Source organism: Haloarcula sp. CBA1129 (assembly GCF_008729015.1).
Classification (GTDB): domain Archaea; phylum Halobacteriota; class Halobacteria; order Halobacteriales; family Haloarculaceae; genus Haloarcula.
Window position 1 is genome coordinate 224,145 of record NZ_RKSM01000001.1, and the last position, 17,936, is coordinate 242,080.

Here is a 17,936-nt window from a genome sequence, read left to right on the forward strand (position 1 = left end):
ACCACACCACGGACTGTGCCTGCGCAACGGTGACTGGTGGGGAACTGACAGAATAGTAGCAAACTTTTATGATACATTCGCGAGGAGGTGGCAACAGTATGTCGGCTGGTAACACAAGTGAAACAGTGCTCGAACGTATCGGCTATCGACTCTCGGCATGGGTGGAACGGTGGATGCCAAGCCCGTTCCTGTTTGCGCTCATCCTGAGTTACGTGGTGTTCTTGGCCGGCGTCGGTCTCACCGGGTCCGGGCCCATCGAGATGGTTGGATTCTGGTACGACGGCTTCTGGGCCTTCCTGACGTTCTCGATGCAGATGGTCCTCATCCTGATGACGGGCTTCGTCGTAGCGTACCATCCGCGCGTCAACGCCGGTATCCGCCGGCTGACTGAGCTTCCCAACACCGGGAAACAGGCGGTCGTCCTCGTCGGACTGTTGACGATGCTGCTGGGGTGGGTCCACTGGGGACTGAGCCTCATTCTGGGCGCGATTTTCGCCCGAGAAATGGGCAAGACCGCCCACGAGAACGACATCGATGTCCACTATCCGGTCCTCTGCGTGGCCGGCTATCTCGGCCTCGGTCTTACGTGGCACTGGGGACTGTCCGGGTCCGCACCACTCCTGCTTGCGACGGAGGGCAACGAGTTCATCCAGCAGGGCGTCATCGACGTCGTCGTCTCAGCCTCCGAGACCATCTTCCACCCCTATGGCCTCATTCTGACTGGCCTCTCGATAGCCTACGCGCTCGTTGTCCTCTATGTCATCACGCCGACCGGTGATCAGGCACGGGGCATCACGCACTACATCCCCGAAGACGACCTGTTCGAGTCCGCGAGCGACGGCGGCGTGGAAGCGACTGCGACCACCCGGCAGGTCCCGGCCGAGCGAATCAATCACAGTCGCGTCCTCGGCGGGATTATCGGTCTGACCGGTATCGCGCTGGTCGTCTCACAGTTCGTCCAGTCCGGCATCGACGCGCTCGGACTGAACATCGTCAATTTCGGCTTCCTGACGATTGGCATCTTCATCTACATGGACCCCCAGACCTACCGGGAGAAGTTCGGTGAGGCGGCGACCGCCGCGTCGGGCATCGTGTTGCTGTTTCCCTTCTTCGCGGGTATTCAGGGGATGATGGCCACTTCCGGACTCGCGCAGTTGATGGCCAACGCGCTCATCTCGGTCTCGACGCCCCAGACGTTCCCGGTCATCGCTTGGCTCACCGGTGCGACAGTCAACATCTTCGCGCCCTCCGGCGGTGGCGAGTGGATCATCCTCGGCCCGCCGATTCTCGAAGCCGCCCAGAACCTCGGCGTCCCGGCCGGGCAGGCGACGATGGCCTACGCCGTCGGCGACGCCCACACGAACCTCCTGAACCCCTTCTGGGCGCTGCCGCTGCTCGCCATCACCCGCATCAAGGCCCGAGAGATGTTCGGCTACGCCATCGCGATGCTGCTCGCGCTCACGCCGTTCCTAGCGGTCGTCCTGTTCGTCCTCCCGTACTGAGCAGGGCTGTACTCCCGGCGAACCGACCGATTGCCCCTTTTTCCAGCATTAATACCCCGGGGGAACTGTATCCGACAATGAGGGTGTCATAGAACTCTTGTCACACCGTGATGATCGTGCTTCCCGGATTGTCTCCGCGTTCGTAGTTGGTGATAGCGACGACGAGGCGAAGGCACAGAGCAAGAAACACCTGCGATCGTGCGTGGACGCGGCCTCGGGCGTGCGTTCGCCCGAGGCCGCAGTCCTTCACTGATTCGTTGGTTCGTTCGACGCCAGTACGGCGGTTGTACGTCTCGTCTAGGATTGATTGCTTCAGCTGGACGCCCTCACTGTGTTCCTCGATGCGGTCTTCGATCCTGTACTCGATGTCTTTCGGGTCATCAGTGTTTCGCGCGTTGTACGGAGCGACTGGCACGACCCCTGCGGTCAGCAGGTGGTCGTGCCAGTCGAGCGTGTCGTAGGCGCTGTCACCAACCATCCAGATTGGTTGCTCAACGGCGAGCGCGTCACGTGTGACGCGCATCGCCGTCTCTTCCGGTGCTTGTTTGCTCTCGGTGAACTCGGCTGCAATCGGGATCTTTTGCCCGGTCGAGACGATCGTGCAACCGTAGCCGTAGTAGTACTCGTCGTCGGTTGGATCGTAGCACTTCGACGCGTCTGGATCGGTGGGCATCGCCCTCACGTCGGTTGAATCGATACAGTAGGTCAAGTCGAGCAGGCCGCGTCGGGCGGCCTGCTCGACGAGTCGGTCAAAGACCTCGTTGACGACGTGTTCGAGGTCGGTGAGAAAGCGATCGACCGCGTCTCTCGACGGCGGTCGATCGAAGCCACAGCTCAGCCAAACAACCGTGTTCCGAAGCTCCCGCTCAACCGGACGAATGCCGTAAATGTCCTTGTAGTAGCAGTGGAGAAAGCCACGCATCAGCTCTGGTGGTTCGTGGTCTCGTGTTCGCCCCGTCTTTGCCGGGGCGAACACGTCGAACCCTTCGAGAAACTCGAAGGAGAGGTGCTCAAACAACGCTAACGTTTCCGTCTCCACGACATTGAAGAACGACTCTACCGAAGGATCATCTTGCAGGGTCGCTGGACTCATCCACCTCAGCGTTCACCCTGCTCTTTGGTGTGCTACTCGTTCTATGACACCCTCGACAATGGCAACTGAGACAGGGGCCGACGAGGACGTGGACCTGCTCGACTCCTTCCGGCAGTTCTTCGCGCTGGAGCGGGACGTGCTCGTGCTGTCGCTGTCGATGCTGGCGTTTAGCCTCGCGTTCCAGATGACGAGCCGGTACATCCCCCAGTACATGCGCGTTCTGGGTGCCAGTGCCGGCGTCATCGGTCTGTACGGTAGCGTCGGGAACTTCATCAGCGCGGTGTACCCATACCCCGGTGGGGCGGTATCAGACCGCATTGGCTCGCGGCTCGCGTTGACCGCCTTCGCGACGCTGGCGACGGTCGGGTTCGGCATCTGGTATCTCGCCTCGGTCATCGGCGACATCACGCTCGGTACGACGACGTTGCCGGCTTGGACGCTCGTGTTCGTCGGCCTCTTTCTCGCACAGGCGTGGAAGTCCTTCGGGCTGGGCGCGACCTTCGCCATCGTCAAACAGAGCGTCCCGCCGGGGCGGCTGGCGATGGGGTTTGCCAGCACGGAGATGTTCCGTCGCATCGGCTTCCTGCTCGGGCCGCTGGCCGCCGCCGCGCTGCTCGCGACGACCGCGACGTTCGTCGACGGCTTTCAGCGCGTGCTACTGGTCGCGTTGGCCTGTGGTATCGCTGCGACCGTCGCACAGCACTTCCTCTACGACGCGAGCGAGGACACGCTCGGGAAGTCCTTCGAAGGCATCGATCAGATACTCGCCGACTTGCGGACGATGCCGGCGACGCTCCGACCGCTGCTGGTCGCTGATACGCTCGTCCGCTTCGCCAACGGCATGGTGTACGTCTTCTTCGTCATTGTCGTCACTGAGTTCCTCTCCGTGGGATTCACCGGCTTTGGCGTCCAGCTACGGCCCGACGCCTTCTTCGGTGTCTTGCTCGGCGTCGAGATGGTGATTGCCATCCTCTCGATGGCCCCCGTCGCAAAGCTCACCGAATGGGCCGGGCTCAAGCCCGCCGTCGCGCTGGGCTTTCTCGTCTACGCGGTGTTCCCGCTCCTACTCATTTTCGCACCGGCAGACCAGTGGGTGCTGGTGTTGCTGTTTGCGTTCTCGGGGCTGCGATTTGCCGGCCTGCCCGCCCACAAGGCGCTCATCGTCGGTCCGGCGGAGCAGGACACCGGCGGCCGCGTCACCGGGACGTACTACCTGCTTCGGAACACGCTGGTCATCCCCAGCGCTGCGCTCGGCGGCTGGCTCTACGGCAGTGAATGGGCGGTGCCCGTTGGCGACGTGGTAGTACAGGCCGGTCCAGAACTGGCCTTCGGCGTTGCAACTGTCATCGGTCTGGTCGGCGTTACCTACTTCATCGCCTTCGGCCGGGAGTTCGGGGCTTACGAGTGAATTCGCCGTGGTGACTACCACTCCTCGCGCGGGGGGAACTCGTCGCCACAGCGCGGACAGTACCGCATCGGTGCGCGGGACTCCTGACCGTCCCTATCGAACGTTATCTCTCGGCCACAGCTCTCACATGCTAGCTTTGGCATCGTGGTGCTCTCCGGTCGCCTGCATAGCCACGACCTACTCACGAATAAGACGTGTGCCATGATAACACTAGGTGCGACGTAGAACGATGGCGAGTCCGCAAACGCCAACCCTAAGCGCCGACCCGCAAACATCCAGTCAATGCAAGCGGCCCACCCAATCGAGCGGGCGGTCGGGATGGAGTACTACGTCAGCGACGCCGACGGGGTGGGCGGCCACCTCCGCGCCTCGCCCGCGGACTTCCGCGTTCGAGAACTGGAGGCGTTCGATACCGAACCAGTCGACGCCGACACCGGCGCGTATCCGCATCTCGTCTTCCGGGCAGAGCTTCGGAACTGGGAGACCAACGACTTCGCCAGCAAACTCTCCGACCGACTGGGCATCTCCCGCGAGCGGGTGTCGTGGGCGGGCACGAAAGACAAGCGCGCGGTCACGACGCAGTTGTTCTCGGTGAAGGGTATCGCGGCCGAGGACCTGCCGGAGATCGGCGGTACAGACATCGAGGTGGTCGGCCGCGCCGGTCGCCCCATCCTCTTCGGCGATCTGGCGGGCAACGCCTTCGAGATTGTCGTTCGTGACACCGAGAACACCGACAACGCCGAAAGCGTCGTGGCAGATCTGCGTGCGTTCGCCACTGGGGACGACCCGCCGGCTGGCGGCGACCGCTCCACGTCGCCGAGCGACGGGCTGACACTGCCGGATGGCGATACGACGGTCGGGGTGCCCAACTACTTCGGCCAGCAGCGGTTCGGCTCGCGGCGACCGGTCACCCACGAAGTCGGGCTGGCAATCGCCCGCGGCGACTGGAAGGACGCGGTCCTCGCCTACGTCGGGAACCCGCACGAACGCGAACCGGAGTCGACCCAAGAGGCGCGGGCGTACGTCGACGAGACCCACGACTGGGCCGGCGCGCTGGACAAACTCCCGGGTGCGCTGGGTTACGAGCGCTCCATCTGTCACCGACTGGTCGAGAACGGGGCCGACGAGCCGACGGACTTCCGCGAGGCGCTGGAGGCGTTGCCGTCGAACCTCCAGTCGCTGTTCGTCAACGCCGCCCAGTCCTACGTGTTCAACCGCATCCTCTCGGAACGGCTGGAGCGGGGGTTGCCCTTCGACCGACCCGTCGAGGGCGACGTGGTCTGTTTCCGGGACAGCGACGCACCGGAGGACTTCCCGATTCCGGACGCCGACCGGACCCAGCAGGTCACCGAAAAGCGGCTCTCGACTGTCGAACGCCACTGCGAGCGCGGGCGAGCCTTCGTCACCGCGCCGCTTGTCGGGACCGACACCGACCTCGGCGGCGGCGAGCCGGGCGACATCGCCCGCGAAGTCCTCGACGACGTTGGTCTCGAACAGGGCGATTTCGACCTCCCCGGCGCGTTCGACAGCGACGGGACGCGGCGCGCTATCCTGCTTCGGATGGCCCTCGGCGTCGAGCGCGATGGTTCCGACCTGACGTTCTCCTTCTCGCTGCCGAAGGGGAGCTACGCGACGGTCCTCCTCCGGGAGTTCCGGAAAGGCGACCCTGACGCATAGCGATTCGCACTGTCTGGGCAAATGCAGCGGAATATACAACGGTTAAGTCCGGCCACACACGCCATCTCGTATGGGCGAGCTACCGGACGAGTTTTCGTGTACCATCACTGACTGGGAATACATCTACGGCCTCTGTCGAGACGTGGCCGACGACGTGAAGGCCGCCGACTTCGAGCCCGACGTGGTCGTCGCGCTGGCTCGCGGTGGGTGGTTCGGCGGGCGCTGTCTCTGTGACTTCCTCGGGCTGGACGACCTGGCGAGCCTGAAGGTCGAACACTACGTCGGGACCGCGGCGAAAGGCGAGGAGGCACAGATCAAATACCCACTGGCCGACGGCGCGGTCGAGGGGAAGGACGTACTGGTCGTCGACGACATCGCCGACACCGGCCAGTCCATCCAGACAGCCGCGGAGTGCGTCCGCGACCGAAACCCGAGCAGCGTCCGGACGGCGACACTCCAGTTACTCCAGACCAGCGACCACCAGCCGGAGTTCGTCGGCGAGCGCCTCGACGAGTGGACTTGGGTCGTCTACCCATGGAACTTCGTCGAAGACATGGTCGAACTCGTCGCTGGCGTCATGGAAAAGAGCGATCAGGTGACCCACACCGAAGACGATATCCGTCAGCTACTGCGGGCGTACCATGGTGTCAGTCGCACGAACTTGGAGATCGCTCAGCCGAACCGACTGGGCGAGGTCACCACTGAGATGGAACGGCGCGGCGTCGTCGAATCGGTCGGCGACGGCTGGCAACTCACCGACGACTGAGTGGGTCAACGAAGTGGCCCGACAGGTATCGCTTGCAGCGCTAGTCTCGCCGCTCGCTATCGCTAGCCACGATAAAAATACGGTTAGCGTCGGGTACGACCGTCGTCCCGAACGTACTCCAACGCACTGACGAACAGCTCTTTGTCGACCCGGTCCCCCGATTCTTCGAGTCGTTCGCGAATCTTCGTCGGTGTCATGTGTGTTGGTAACATGGTTCTCGGCGGATATAATTCTTTCTCACCAGCTAACAGCTCCGCTGCAGAGCGGTGGTACTGAAATGACACAGTCGAAACGACGCGGCAGAAGCAACCCAAATCGCTGTACTGGGACGACACCCCCGTCGAGGGAATATATTTATTATCCTGCTTACCCAACGGAAACTATGGCCGCTTACGGCCGGCCGTCACTTCGAGACCTGTTCGATGAATCACCGACGCCGCACATCGCGCATCCGCCGCGGAGTCACCATCGAGACTTCTACATCGCCACAGACGGGTCGTTCAGGCCCCACAGTGGTACGACATCACCAGATAGCGAGTCGACCAGCCCGACAGGCGGGCTGGGTGTCGTCGTCGAGACTCTCGACGGTGAACGCGTCGTCAGATTGTCGGTCCCGGACACGTGTCCCGACAACAACGTCGCGGAGTATCGGGCGCTCCATCTCGGACTCGACGTGCTTGCGAGACGGGCCCCACCCAACGCCCGCGTCGGGCTACTCATCGACCACGACCAGCTCGCTGAGAACGTAAACGCGGAGGTGCTGGCCTCTCATGGCTCCGCCTACGACCCGCCACACTCCGTGTCGGTCCCGCCGGCGACGGGACTGCACTGGCGCGGGATTCAGGCACGCATCAACGGGTTCGGCGAGGTCCGTGCCGCGCGGATCTCCGGGGACCGCAACCCCGCCCATCCGCTGGCGAACGCACCGGACCAGTACGCACACGTCAATGGCGAGCCGGACCGGTGTGTTCTCCCTGACGCGCCGACCGTAAACGAACGCGTCCCGCCGCCGTCACGCGCGGAGCGTGGCGGGGCGTCGGACTAACGAGACGGACCGATACGGTATCGCACTTTTTCACATAGCCGTCGACAGTAGTACGTAGCTGCAGCACTCCTCATTCAGCACACTGCCGTCGTGCTTGAAATATCACATACGACCGCGACTCTGAGAGAAAACCAGACAACAGGCAGAGATTATCGCAACTGAGTGCTACGGACCTCTCCTTCAGTCGCTGTCCGCACAAGATAAACCTCATAAGTTATGGAGATAGTCGTACCTATTACCACGTACGTTTGAGGAACGTCACACAGAGCAAATTTTATGTATTAGAAATGATACAGTATGCAGTAGGAGGTGAGTAACGTTGAGTACCAGAACTAACGGACCGGACGGTTTCAGCGGACAGTACGTCGAGCAACTGTTGCCGCGTCAGTCACCGACGCGGCACGACCTCGTCCTCGCCGTCATCCCCGCGGTGTTCGTCCTCACGCTCGCCGCCGCGTTCGTTCTGGACCTCTCGCTTCAGGCGGCAATCGCTGGCGGATCACTTGTCGGCGCTGTGGCGGTCGTCGATGCACTCTTCCTCCACCCACCGACCCGCGGTCGACGGCGAGGCGATACGTGACATCGCGTTCCGGCGACGGGCCTGAACGCCATGTTTTCTGACGGGTGACTCCGTCTCAGTTCGAAAAAAGCAGTTGTCGGTACGTTCAGGCCGAGCGGCGCTACTCCTGCTGTGCGTCGACGACAGCGACGCCGGCGAGGTTCACGATGTCTTTGACCTCGTCGCCGCGCTGGAGGACGTGGACCGGCTTGTCCATGCCGACGAGCATCGGCCCGATGGCTTCAGCGCCGCCCAGTCGCTGGAGAAGCTTGTAGCCGATGTTCCCGGCTTCGAGGTTGGGGAACACGAGGACGTTTGCGGGGTCGTCGAGTTCGGAGAACTCGTAGGTGTCGGTGAGGATGTCCTCGACGACGGCGGTGTCGGCCTGCATCTCGCCGTCGACCGGGAAGTCAACGCGGTCATCGTCCTGCAGGCGGGAGACCGCCCGGCGGATCTTCTGTGTGCCGCTGGTGTCGACGCTGCCGAAGTTCGAGTACGACAGCATCGCCGCTCGCGGTTCGACGTTGAAGCGGCGGGCCAGTTCCCCGGTGTGGCGGGTGACTTCCTCCAGTACGTCCGTGTCGGGGTCCTGATTGACCGTGGTGTCCGCACAGAAGATGACGCGGTTCTTGAACGTCAGCATGTACACGCCGGCCGCGTAATCGGCGTCGTCGGCCGTGCCGATGACCTGTAGCGGCGGACGCAGGGCCGACGGGTAGTGATGGGTCAGCCCGGTCAGCATCGCGTCGGCGTCGCCCATCTCGACCATCACGCTGCCGAGGTAGTTCCCGTCCCGGATCAGTTCATCAGCTTCGCGGCGCGTGATGCCTTTCCGCTGACGGAGTTCGTACAGCCGGTCGGCGTAGTCGGCCACATCAGCGGTCTCGGGGTCGACGACGACGGGGTCGAACTCCAGACCGAACTTCCGGCGCGTGGACTCGATGCGGTCGGCGTCGCCGATGAGAATCGGCTCGGCGATGCCTTGCTCGACCAGCTGGTAGGCCGCGCGGATCATCTTCTCGTCGTGGCCCTCCGCGAGCACGACCCGCTGTGGGTCGCTCTTAGCCTTATTGAGGACGACGCGCATCATCTCGCGGGACTTGCCCAGCCGCGCTTCGAGCTCCTCGACGTAGGCCTCCGTGTCGATTTCCGTCCGTGCCGCACCGCTCTCGATAGCCGCCTCGGCGACTGCGGGAGTCACCTCGAACAGGACCCGCGGGTCCAGTGGTTTCGGGATGATGTAGTCGGGGCCGAACTGCAGCGGCTGGTCACCGTAGGCCTTGACGACCTCGTCGGGCACGTCCTGCCTTGCCAAGTCGGCCAGCGCGCGGGCCGCCGCGACCTTCATCTCCTCGTTGATTTCGGTCGCCCGCACGTCGAGCGCGCCACGGAAAATGAACGGGAACCCGAGGACGTTGTTGACCTGATTCGGGTAATCCGAACGACCGGTCGCCATAATCACCGTGTCGTCGCGGGCGGATTTGGCGTCCTCGTAGGCGATCTCTGGGTCCGGGTTCGCCATCGCGAAGATGATGGGGTCACTCGCCATCGACCGCACCATCTCCTGATCGACGATACCGCCGACGGAGAGGCCGACGAACACGTCGGCCCCGTCCATCGCGTCGGCGAGGTCGCCCTCCGGAATGTCCCGGGCGAACTCCTGTTTGAACCGGTTGAGTTCCTCGTGGGTCGCTCGCTCCTCAGTGATGATGCCCGAGGAGTCACACATCGTGATGTTGTCCTTCGAAACGCCCAGCGAGACGTAGAACTTCGCCGACGCGATAGCGGAGGCCCCGGCACCCGAGAAGACGACCTCCAGTTCGTCCAGTTCCTTGTCAGCGATGTCGGCCGCGTTGACCATCGCCGCGCCGGAGATGATCGCGGTCCCGTGTTGGTCATCGTGGAACACCGGAATGTCGAGTTTCTCGCTGAGTCGGCGCTCGACCTCGAAACACTCGGGAGCGGCGATATCTTCGAGGTTGATGCCCCCGAAAGTCGGCTCCATCGCCTCCACCGTCTGTATCATCGCCTCGGCGTTGTCCGTGTCGAGTTCCACGTCGAACACATCGATGTCGGCGAAGCGCTTGAACAGCACCCCCTTTCCTTCCATGACCGGCTTCCCGGCCTCCGGGCCGATGTCACCGAGGCCGAGCACGGCGGACCCGTCAGAGACGACGCCCACGAGGTTCCCTTTCGCGGTGTACTCGAAGGCTTTCTCGGGGTCTTTATCGATCTCCTCGCACGGCGCGGCCACGCCGGGCGAGTACGCCAGCGAGAGGTCACGCTGTGTGTTCGTCGGCTTCGTCGTCGCAATCTCTATCTTCCCCGGCGGCTTGCTCCGGTGATACTCCAGTGCATCCTCGTCAAGTCCCATACCCAGACGTCGAACCCAACTGTAAAAAAGACAAGTTTACCGTCAACGGACGAGCGGTACAACGACGGTTGTCGAATACCAGCTGATTGCAGCTGATTTTGCTCAGGTCGTGTCCCGCCAATTGGAAAACAGCCGTCGCCGGGCACACATCGCGATGAACCGACTGCGGGCCTCAGTTCGTGTCGGTGAGTTCACCGACTCGGTCAGTCAGTTCTGTGACCGCGTCCTCCTGCCGATCAGTGGCTTTGACGATCTCCTTCGTTGCCGCTTCGGCCTCCTGCGCGTGATTCTGCGCGTCTTCGACCATCGAAGTCACGTTCTCGATAGCGCTCGCCTGATCGTCGTTGGCGTCGGCGACCTCCTGAATGCCTCTGGTCGCCTCCTCGACGGCATCGGAGATCTCGTCTAGCGAATCCAGTGCTTCCGTGATCTCGGACTCCGCGTGCTCGACTTGCTCGTGGGTAGTCTCGACCATGCTCGCGGTTTCGTCCGCTTGGTCCTGAATCGTCGTGATACTCGTCGATATCTCGGAGGCGTACTCGCTCGTCTCGTTTGCGAGCGTCTTCACTTCGTCGGCCACGACAGCGAACCCGCTCCCGCTCTCGCCGGCCCGGGCGGCCTCGATGTTGGCGTTCAGCGCGAGCATATTCGTCTGCTCAGCCACGTCGGCGATTATCTCGACGATCTCGCTCACCTCGTCCATCTGGTCGTCGAGGGCGGTAACGGTGTCCACGAGATCTTCGCTCGTCTCGGCAAGCCCGTCGGTAACGTCCATGACTGCTTCACCGGCGTCCGACCCGTCTTCCGCGGCCGCTTTCGCACGCTGTGCTGCCGACGCCACTTCGCTCGATGTCGCGGCGACTTCCTCCATCCCGGCCCCGATATCTTGGATGTTGTCGGCCGCTTGGGTGAGGGAGTCGGTCTGTTCGGCAACTCGGCTTTCGACGGCCTCTGCGGAGGAATTCGCTTGCTCGATAGTGACTGCGAGTTGCTGAGCCTGCTCGTCCACTTGGTCCGCAAGCTGTTCGACCTGTTCGGCCATATCGTTGAGCGAGCCGACGACTTCGTACAGTTGGTCGTCGACGTACTCGCCGCCGTCGGTCCGGTCGAACGACGCCCGGGCGTCGAGGCGGCCGCTCTTGAGTGCAGCCATAGTCGATTTAACCTCATCGACCAGACTCGTCACGGCCTCATGGCGATTGGCCTCGTCAGTTCGGTCCTGAACCATTTCGACGACCGCGATGAGTTCGCCGTCGTCATCGTAAATCGGGGCGGCGCTGAACGAGATGCTACGCTCGTCCCCGTACTGGTCAGCCATCACGCTTGTATCGCGGTACAGCGTGAAGTCCTCGTCTTCGACCTTCGGCACGTCGTACTTGGTGTGTGTTGTCTCCGGTGCATCGAGAACTTTGTCGGCGAGCGTCTTTCCGCGCCGACCGTCCGGATAGAACGCCATGCTCGCCATCTCCATCTCCTTTGCGTCGGCCTCGGAGACGCCGGTGAGTCTTTCAATCGAACTGTTCCAACTGCGGATATCGCCGTTCGTATCCAGAACAAAGAGCGGCGTCCCGATGTGCTGCAGTACGTCGTGGTAGTCGAGTCGTCCGTCAGAGCCGCTGTCAGCCGCAGATTCGGTGAACGCATCGATACCCGTCTGAGAGACAGACTGTGTCGTCTCCAGCCCCTCCCGGAGCTCCGCCTCGACAGAGTCAATAGCGGCCTGTGCGTCCGCCCCGAGTTCGTCCCGAAGCTGATCGAACGCACCTTCGACGAGCGATTCGGTGACGAGGCCTTGGGTCGCGATGAACTCGCTCTGGCTGATCCCGGCGGCTTCGTATTCGTCGATCAGCATTCGGAGCTCGTCGGAGCCGAGTTCGAACTGCCGCTCGACGTGCTGGGTCCCGATGGCGGCCTTATTCGGGTCGTCGAAGCAATCGCCGAGACGTGGCGACTCCGGGTCCATAGCGTCGACCAGAAAGCGGGCCTGCCGGTCACTCGCGACGAATCCGCCGTCCGCCCGTCGGGCCGTAGCGTCTGAGGAACGAGACCCCCGGCCGTAGATGTAGGTGCGGATCTGCTCGAACATAAGGTAGCTATGTTCCATTCCACCACACCTGTAGATAAAGATGACTCCAAGAGTATCAGTAAAGATAATCGTATCCGTCTGCGAGGCGCGAAAAGAGAGCATAAGTACGTGCAACCGAAGTTCTATGTATGACCACCCGTTTCCGCCGACTGGTGGCGACAACGACGGTGCTGACGTTCGCACTCATCCTGCTCGGCGTGTACACCGGTGCCATCGGTGCCGGCCTGACCTGTGAGGCACGCTGGCCGTTCTGTGACGGCTGGATGGGACTATTCCCCGCAAACTGGGCGAGTTTCGTCGAGTGGTTCCACCGCTTAGTCGCAATGATTACCGGGTTCGGCATTCTCGGATCGACAATCGCCGCGTGGCGCGGTGAGTACAGCCGGCGGATCAAGCTCGCAACAGGCATCGCAACGGTCGTGCTCCCAGTGCAGGTTCTCCTCGGCGCAAACACCATCTTCAACTTCGGTGCTACGGCGCAGGTGCTCCACCACGGGGCCGCACAGCTCATCTTCGGCGCGATGGTCGCGGCGACGGCGTGGGCCTACACCGAGGCGGCGGAGTCACCATCGGTACAATCGGCCGAGACCCAGCACACAGCACGCGCTGACGATTGAACACGAGTACCACCCCCGTGGTTAACACGTAAGATATATTCCGGTCTGTCGTGTGGTGGGGATTATGTCAGACGACGGCCTTTCACGACGCCAGTATCTCTCCACGGTCGGTGGAACCGCAGTGACTGTCTCGCTTGCCGGCTGTTTCGGCGGCGGGGGTGGCGACGGCAGTACCGAAATCACTGCCGGCACCGCACCCGGGTTCCCTCCGTTCGAGATGAAGCAGGACGGCGAACTCGTCGGGTTCGACATCGACCTGCTGGAAGCGGTCGTTGCAGAGACCGACTACACCCTGACCGGCTGGGAGGAGTACGAGTTCAAGTCCCTGATTCCGGCGCTAACAAACGACAACATCGACGTGGTCGCCGCGGGGATGACGATCAACGACGAGCGCGACGAGACCATCGACTTCACCGATCCGTACTACAGTTCGAATCAGGCGATTGTCGTCCGCGAAGACGGCGACTTCTCGCCGTCGTCGCTTTCGGACCTCTCCGGACGCCCAATCGGTGCACAGAAGGGCACAACTGGCGAAACGACGGTACAGGACGAACTCATTTCGCCGGGGAACCTCGACGAGTCGAACTACAACTCCTACGGCAACTACGTGCTGGCGGTCGAGGACCTCCAGAACGGCAACATCGACGCGGTCGTCATCGACGAGCCGGTCGCTCAGACCTTCGCCGCCCAGCGCCCGGTCACTATCGCCTTCACGTACGAGACTGGCGAGAACTTCGGGTTCGGCGTCCGCGATGGTGACGACGAGTTCACGCAGGCTCTCAACGACGGACTGTCCACTGTCAGGGACGGAAGCACCTATCAGGACCTGACGAACAAGTGGTTCGGCCAGCAGTAACCGATGCCACCACTCCCGTTGCAGAGTGACTGGGCGTTCGTCATCGGGAACCTCGACCTGCTACTCGTCGGCACGGGTGTCACGGTCGCCCTGACAGCGGCGAGCATCTTGCTTGGCTTTCTGCTCGGGTTCCCGGCGGGAGCCGTCGAAGTATACGGTCGCGGCCCGCTCAAGCGCGCCGTCGAGACAGCCGGCGTCGTACTCCGCGGAACGCCGCTGCTCGTCATCATCATCTTGCTGTTCTTCGGGCTCTCGGTGTCAAGCAGCGCCTTCGTGACCGCAACCATCGCGCTCGGCCTCCGGAGCGCTGCGTATCAGTCACAGATCTTCCGTGGCGCGCTCCAGAGCGTCGATGAGGGACAACTGGAAGCCGCTCGCGCCGTCGGCATGGGCCGACTACAGGCGATCCGCAGCGTGGTCGTCCCGCAGGCGCTCCGCCGGAGCGTCCCCGGCTTCCAAAACGAGTTCACCATCGTCCTGAAGGACACGAGCATCGCTATCGTCATCGGTATCGGCGAACTACTGACCGTCGGCCAGAACCTCTATCAGGGCGGTCAGAGCACCGCCGCACTTGAGATTTTCCTGACTGTGAGCCTCATCTACTTCGTTCTCACGTTCGTGACGAACCGCTCGCTCGACTACGTCGACGACCACTTCAGCATCCCCGGAGGTGAGCGCGCGTGAGCACTCCGCTGCTGGAACTCGACGACGTGTACAAGTCCTACGGCGAAGAACAGGTGCTCTCCGGCGTCAGTTTCGAGATGGACGCCGGTGACGTCGACGTGGTCATCGGCCCCAGCGGCAGCGGGAAGTCAACGATGCTCCGCTGTGTGAACCGCCTCACCGAGATCAACGGCGGGGACATCTACCTCGACGGCGACTGCGTCACCGACGCCGACACCGACGTGAACGAACTCCGAAAACAGGTCGGGATGGTCTTTCAGGATTTCAATCTCTTCGCCCACCTCACAGCGCTTGGCAACGTCACGCTCGGCCTGCGGAAGGTCCGCGGGATGGACAAGCAAGCGGCCCAAGAGAGGGGCTACGAACACCTCGAACAGGTCGGCCTGCTGGATCAGGCTGACTCTTACCCCGCCGAACTATCAGGCGGCCAGAAACAGCGGGTCGGTATCGCCCGCGCGCTGGCGATGGACCCGAAGCTCTTGCTGTTCGACGAGCCGACCAGCGCGCTCGACCCGGAACTCGTCGGCGAAGTCGTCGATGTGATGCGTGACCTCGCCGCCGAGGGCATCACGATGCTCGTGGTCAGCCACGAGATGGGGTTCGCGCGGTCTGCGGCGTCGGACATCATCTTCCTCGACGACGGTGAAATCGTCGAACACGGCCCGCCGAAGCAATTGTTCGAGAACCCACAAGCGGCCCGGACCGGTGAGTTCCTCAGCCGTCTAGAGACGACCCACGAGGGGGAGTGACCGATGGGGACGCCGGAGTCCACGACCGGTGGACGGACGATTCGCGCCCGTGCCGCCGGGCTGACCGACCAGCCGCTGACGCTGCTTACTGTTGCGGTCTTCTGGACGTGGCTCGTCGTACGCTGGACGAACGACTTCCTGCTTGACGGCGCGCTTATCGAACGCAACACGTCGTTCTTCCCGACGGCACCGTTCGAGGCGGTCGCGGGGACGCTCGGTGATCTCGCGGCGAGTCTCGGTCCGGTCGGGTTCCCTGTCGGCTGGGTCGCCGGCTTCTTCGAGTTTCTGGCGGCGTCGATCCCCTACCTGCCACAACTGGCGACCGGCGTGTGGGCGACGATACTGCTGACGGTGCTGGGTATCGCCTTCGGGTTCGTCATCGCCGTCCCGCTCAGCGTCGCCCGAGTGTACGGCGGGAGCGCCACCCGCTCGGTCGCACTGGGCTACACTGAGCTGTTCCGCGGGACACCACTGCTCGCCCAGCTGTTCGTCCTCTACTTCGCGACGCCGCTGACGACGGTCATCCGTGAGCTGCCCACCGTTGGGAGCGGATTCATCCCCGCACAGGCGTTCTGGGTGGCTGTCATCGCGTTTACCTTAAACAGCGCGGCCTACCAGTCAGAATACATCCGGTCGGCGCTGAACTCCGTCCCGGAGGGGCAACTCACCGCCGCTCGTTCAATCGGGCTCTCCAAGGTCGATGGGATACGCCACGTCGTCCTGCCGCAGGGCCTTCGCTACGCGATTCCGGGCTGGTCGAACGAACTGGTGTACCTCATCAAGTACTCCTCGCTGGCGAGTTTCATCACCGTCCGCGAACTGTTCGAGCGGACTGATGCCATCGCAAGCGAGACCTACCGGTACACGGAACTGTTCGTCCTCGCCGGCCTGCTGTACCTAGCGCTGGTCATCTCGGCGTCACTTGTGATGGACTACGTCGAAGACCGAGTCGCGATTCCCGGCCTCGGGACGACCGGTCGGTGACTACATGAAATCAGAGAGGCCGGACTGCTGGTCGTCCTCCTCGGCCGCCTCGCTCGCTGCCTCCGTCTCGTCGTCGGTCGTGGTCTCGTCACTGACGGCGTCAGAGTCAACACTATCGTCGGCCGCAAGCGATACCTGCTGTTCGCTGCCTTCTTCGGAAGGGTCGGCATCGGTTTCACCAGCGCCACCTGCATCGCTTTCTCCGTCACCGCCTTCGACACTTGCACCCTCGAACGCCCCGCCGGAGTGTTCGACGGCGGCTTCCTCCTTGAGCGCCTCCGCGTCAGCGACGATGTCCTGCACCTTGTTCGTGTCCTTCCCCGACCCGGTGACGAAAGACACGTGTTCGGCCTCCATATCGTAGGTCGCCGCCATCGCCACCGTTAGCTCTCGGTTCCGGCAGTGGTGGGTCATCGTCGCGAGGAACGGCATGATCTCCCGGCGAGCGGTCCGCATCGAGACGCCATCGATAGTCGCGATTTGCTGGGCGACGTAGTCCCGGGTGTTACGGGTCCCCTTTGACCGCCCGAGTTTCGACCAGTAGCTCGGCGGGCCGTAGCGGGTCCAGCCGCCTTTCGTCCCGTCCCGCGCCGCGGCGACACCGGCGGTCATGTTATCGCCAGCGTACCGCCAGAAGGAGTAGTTCTGCGTCTCACGCACCCGGCCGAGCCACTGGTCGGCGTTCGAGAGGAACTCGTAGGCCCGCACCAGTTCAGTGCCCTCGTAGTCCTTTGGCATATTGTCCTCGATCCAGTTGATGAGGTCGTCGAGTGTCTCGTCCACGTCGTAGCTGGCCTCCAAGGCCTCCTGTGCGCCGGCTTCCTTCAGCACCACGTCGAGGTACTCGAAGATGCCCTCTGTCGTGTCGCGCTCGCCAGTAATTACGTCGTCAGTAGTGAGTCGCTCCGTTGTCTCGGCGATGGCTTGGAGATCCTTGACCGCACCCCGCAGGTCGCCGCTGTTTTGCTCGGCGAGTTCCTGCAGCGCGTCGGACTCGTACTCGACGCCCTCTTGCCGACAGAGGTCACGGAGGACGGGAACGATAGAGCGGGGCGAGACGTCTCGGAACTCGATGTCCTGACAGTTGTTCCGCAGGCCGTTCGACATCTCGTAGTACTCGTTGGCGATGAGCACCATCGGCTGGCTGGCCTCCTTCACGAGGGCGGTGATAGCCCGCGCACCGCCGCGGTCGGCGTTGCCGTGGATGTTGTCCGCCTCGTCCATGATGACGAGTCGGCGGCCGCCACCGCCGGCGGTCAGCGTGCCGGACTTGGCGGCTTCGCCGGCCACCCGATTGATAACGTCCTTCGTCCGGGAGTCGCTGGCGTTGAGTTCGATGGTCGGCCACCCCATGTCGTTTGCCAGCGCGTGGGCGGCCGAGGTCTTCCCGATGCCCGGGGACCCGTGGATGATGACCGCCTCGCGGTGGTCGTCCCACGTGTCCGCCCATTCTTTGAGTGCGTCGCGGGCCTTGTCGTTGCCCCGCACCTCTGATAGCGTCGTCGGGCGGTACTTCTCCGTCCAATCCATCAAATC

Annotated in this window: 16 protein-coding genes; 11 read left to right on the top strand and 5 right to left on the bottom strand. The window is 62.9% G+C overall.

Going from position 1 to position 17,936, the window contains the following annotated elements; genetic code table 11:
- Positions 1 to 98 precede the first annotated feature (98 nt).
- Complete coding sequence (locus tag Har1129_RS01050; RefSeq protein ID WP_151098963.1) at positions 99 to 1,502, top strand: short-chain fatty acid transporter; 1,404 nt, start codon at positions 99 to 101, stop codon at positions 1,500 to 1,502.
- A gap of 100 nt (positions 1,503 to 1,602) precedes the next feature.
- On the opposite strand, the gene Har1129_RS01055 is transcribed toward Har1129_RS01050, so the two are convergent.
- Positions 1,603 to 2,595: a transposase gene (locus Har1129_RS01055; RefSeq protein ID WP_151098964.1), complete on the bottom strand. Its 993-nt coding sequence runs from the start codon at positions 2,593 to 2,595 to the stop codon at positions 1,603 to 1,605.
- A 58-nt stretch (positions 2,596 to 2,653) separates the two neighbouring features.
- Between Har1129_RS01055 and Har1129_RS01060 the strand changes: the two genes are divergently transcribed.
- The gene (locus tag Har1129_RS01060) at positions 2,654 to 4,003 is read left to right on the top strand and encodes an MFS transporter (RefSeq protein ID WP_151098965.1); all 1,350 of its coding nucleotides are present in this window, start codon (positions 2,654 to 2,656) and stop codon (positions 4,001 to 4,003) included.
- A gap of 14 nt (positions 4,004 to 4,017) precedes the next feature.
- On the opposite strand, the gene Har1129_RS21115 is transcribed toward Har1129_RS01060, so the two are convergent.
- A complete protein-coding gene (locus Har1129_RS21115) occupies positions 4,018 to 4,146 on the bottom strand; it encodes a hypothetical protein (protein WP_255518322.1) in 129 nt (42 codons plus the stop codon).
- A 139-nt stretch (positions 4,147 to 4,285) separates the two neighbouring features.
- Here Har1129_RS21115 and truD point away from each other — a divergent pair, with 139 nt between their 5' ends.
- From truD to Har1129_RS01080, 4 genes are all read left to right on the top strand, one after another.
- The gene (truD, locus tag Har1129_RS01065; protein ID WP_151098966.1) at positions 4,286 to 5,680 is read left to right on the top strand and encodes a tRNA pseudouridine(13) synthase TruD; all 1,395 of its coding nucleotides are present in this window, start codon (positions 4,286 to 4,288) and stop codon (positions 5,678 to 5,680) included.
- 70 nt (positions 5,681 to 5,750) lie between these two features.
- Positions 5,751 to 6,446, top strand: coding sequence for a phosphoribosyltransferase (locus tag Har1129_RS01070; protein ID WP_151098967.1), 696 nt, complete (start codon positions 5,751 to 5,753; stop codon positions 6,444 to 6,446).
- Between the two features lie 382 nt (positions 6,447 to 6,828).
- Positions 6,829 to 7,491 (top strand): ribonuclease H, encoded by a 663-nt coding sequence (locus Har1129_RS01075; RefSeq protein WP_151098968.1) that lies wholly within the window; start codon positions 6,829 to 6,831, stop codon positions 7,489 to 7,491.
- A gap of 319 nt (positions 7,492 to 7,810) precedes the next feature.
- Positions 7,811 to 8,071, top strand: a complete 261-nt coding sequence (locus Har1129_RS01080; RefSeq protein WP_151098969.1) for a hypothetical protein — start codon at positions 7,811 to 7,813, stop codon at positions 8,069 to 8,071.
- Between the two features lie 100 nt (positions 8,072 to 8,171).
- Here Har1129_RS01080 and Har1129_RS01085 read toward each other — a convergent pair whose 3' ends face one another.
- Both Har1129_RS01085 and Har1129_RS01090 read right to left on the bottom strand, forming a co-directional pair.
- The gene (locus tag Har1129_RS01085) at positions 8,172 to 10,424 is read right to left on the bottom strand and encodes an NADP-dependent malic enzyme (RefSeq protein WP_151098970.1); all 2,253 of its coding nucleotides are present in this window, start codon (positions 10,422 to 10,424) and stop codon (positions 8,172 to 8,174) included.
- Between the two features lie 172 nt (positions 10,425 to 10,596).
- Positions 10,597 to 12,510: a methyl-accepting chemotaxis protein gene (locus tag Har1129_RS01090; RefSeq protein WP_151102061.1), complete on the bottom strand. Its 1,914-nt coding sequence runs from the start codon at positions 12,508 to 12,510 to the stop codon at positions 10,597 to 10,599.
- Positions 12,511 to 12,638: 128 nt separating this feature from the next.
- Between Har1129_RS01090 and Har1129_RS01095 the strand changes: the two genes are divergently transcribed.
- The 5 genes from Har1129_RS01095 (at position 12,639) to Har1129_RS01115 (ending at position 16,400) form a co-directional block, all read left to right on the top strand.
- Positions 12,639 to 13,127, top strand: coding sequence for a COX15/CtaA family protein (locus Har1129_RS01095; protein WP_151098971.1), 489 nt, complete (start codon positions 12,639 to 12,641; stop codon positions 13,125 to 13,127).
- A gap of 64 nt (positions 13,128 to 13,191) precedes the next feature.
- Positions 13,192 to 13,983 carry a basic amino acid ABC transporter substrate-binding protein gene (locus Har1129_RS01100; protein ID WP_151098972.1) on the top strand — a complete coding sequence of 264 codons (792 nt, stop codon included), beginning with the start codon at positions 13,192 to 13,194 and terminating at the stop codon, positions 13,981 to 13,983.
- 3 nt (positions 13,984 to 13,986) lie between these two features.
- Positions 13,987 to 14,667, top strand: a complete 681-nt coding sequence (locus Har1129_RS01105) for an amino acid ABC transporter permease (RefSeq protein WP_151098973.1) — start codon at positions 13,987 to 13,989, stop codon at positions 14,665 to 14,667.
- Positions 14,664 to 15,416 carry an amino acid ABC transporter ATP-binding protein gene (locus Har1129_RS01110; RefSeq protein ID WP_151098974.1) on the top strand — a complete coding sequence of 251 codons (753 nt, stop codon included), beginning with the start codon at positions 14,664 to 14,666 and terminating at the stop codon, positions 15,414 to 15,416. Before Har1129_RS01105 ends, Har1129_RS01110 begins: the two co-directional genes overlap by 4 nt.
- Positions 15,417 to 15,419: 3 nt before the next feature.
- Positions 15,420 to 16,400, top strand: a complete 981-nt coding sequence (locus Har1129_RS01115) for an amino acid ABC transporter permease (RefSeq protein ID WP_151098975.1) — start codon at positions 15,420 to 15,422, stop codon at positions 16,398 to 16,400.
- Here Har1129_RS01115 and Har1129_RS01120 read toward each other — a convergent pair whose 3' ends face one another.
- Positions 16,401 to 17,930 carry a replication factor C large subunit gene (locus tag Har1129_RS01120; RefSeq protein WP_151098976.1) on the bottom strand — a complete coding sequence of 510 codons (1,530 nt, stop codon included), beginning with the start codon at positions 17,928 to 17,930 and terminating at the stop codon, positions 16,401 to 16,403.
- Positions 17,931 to 17,936 lie beyond the last annotated feature (6 nt).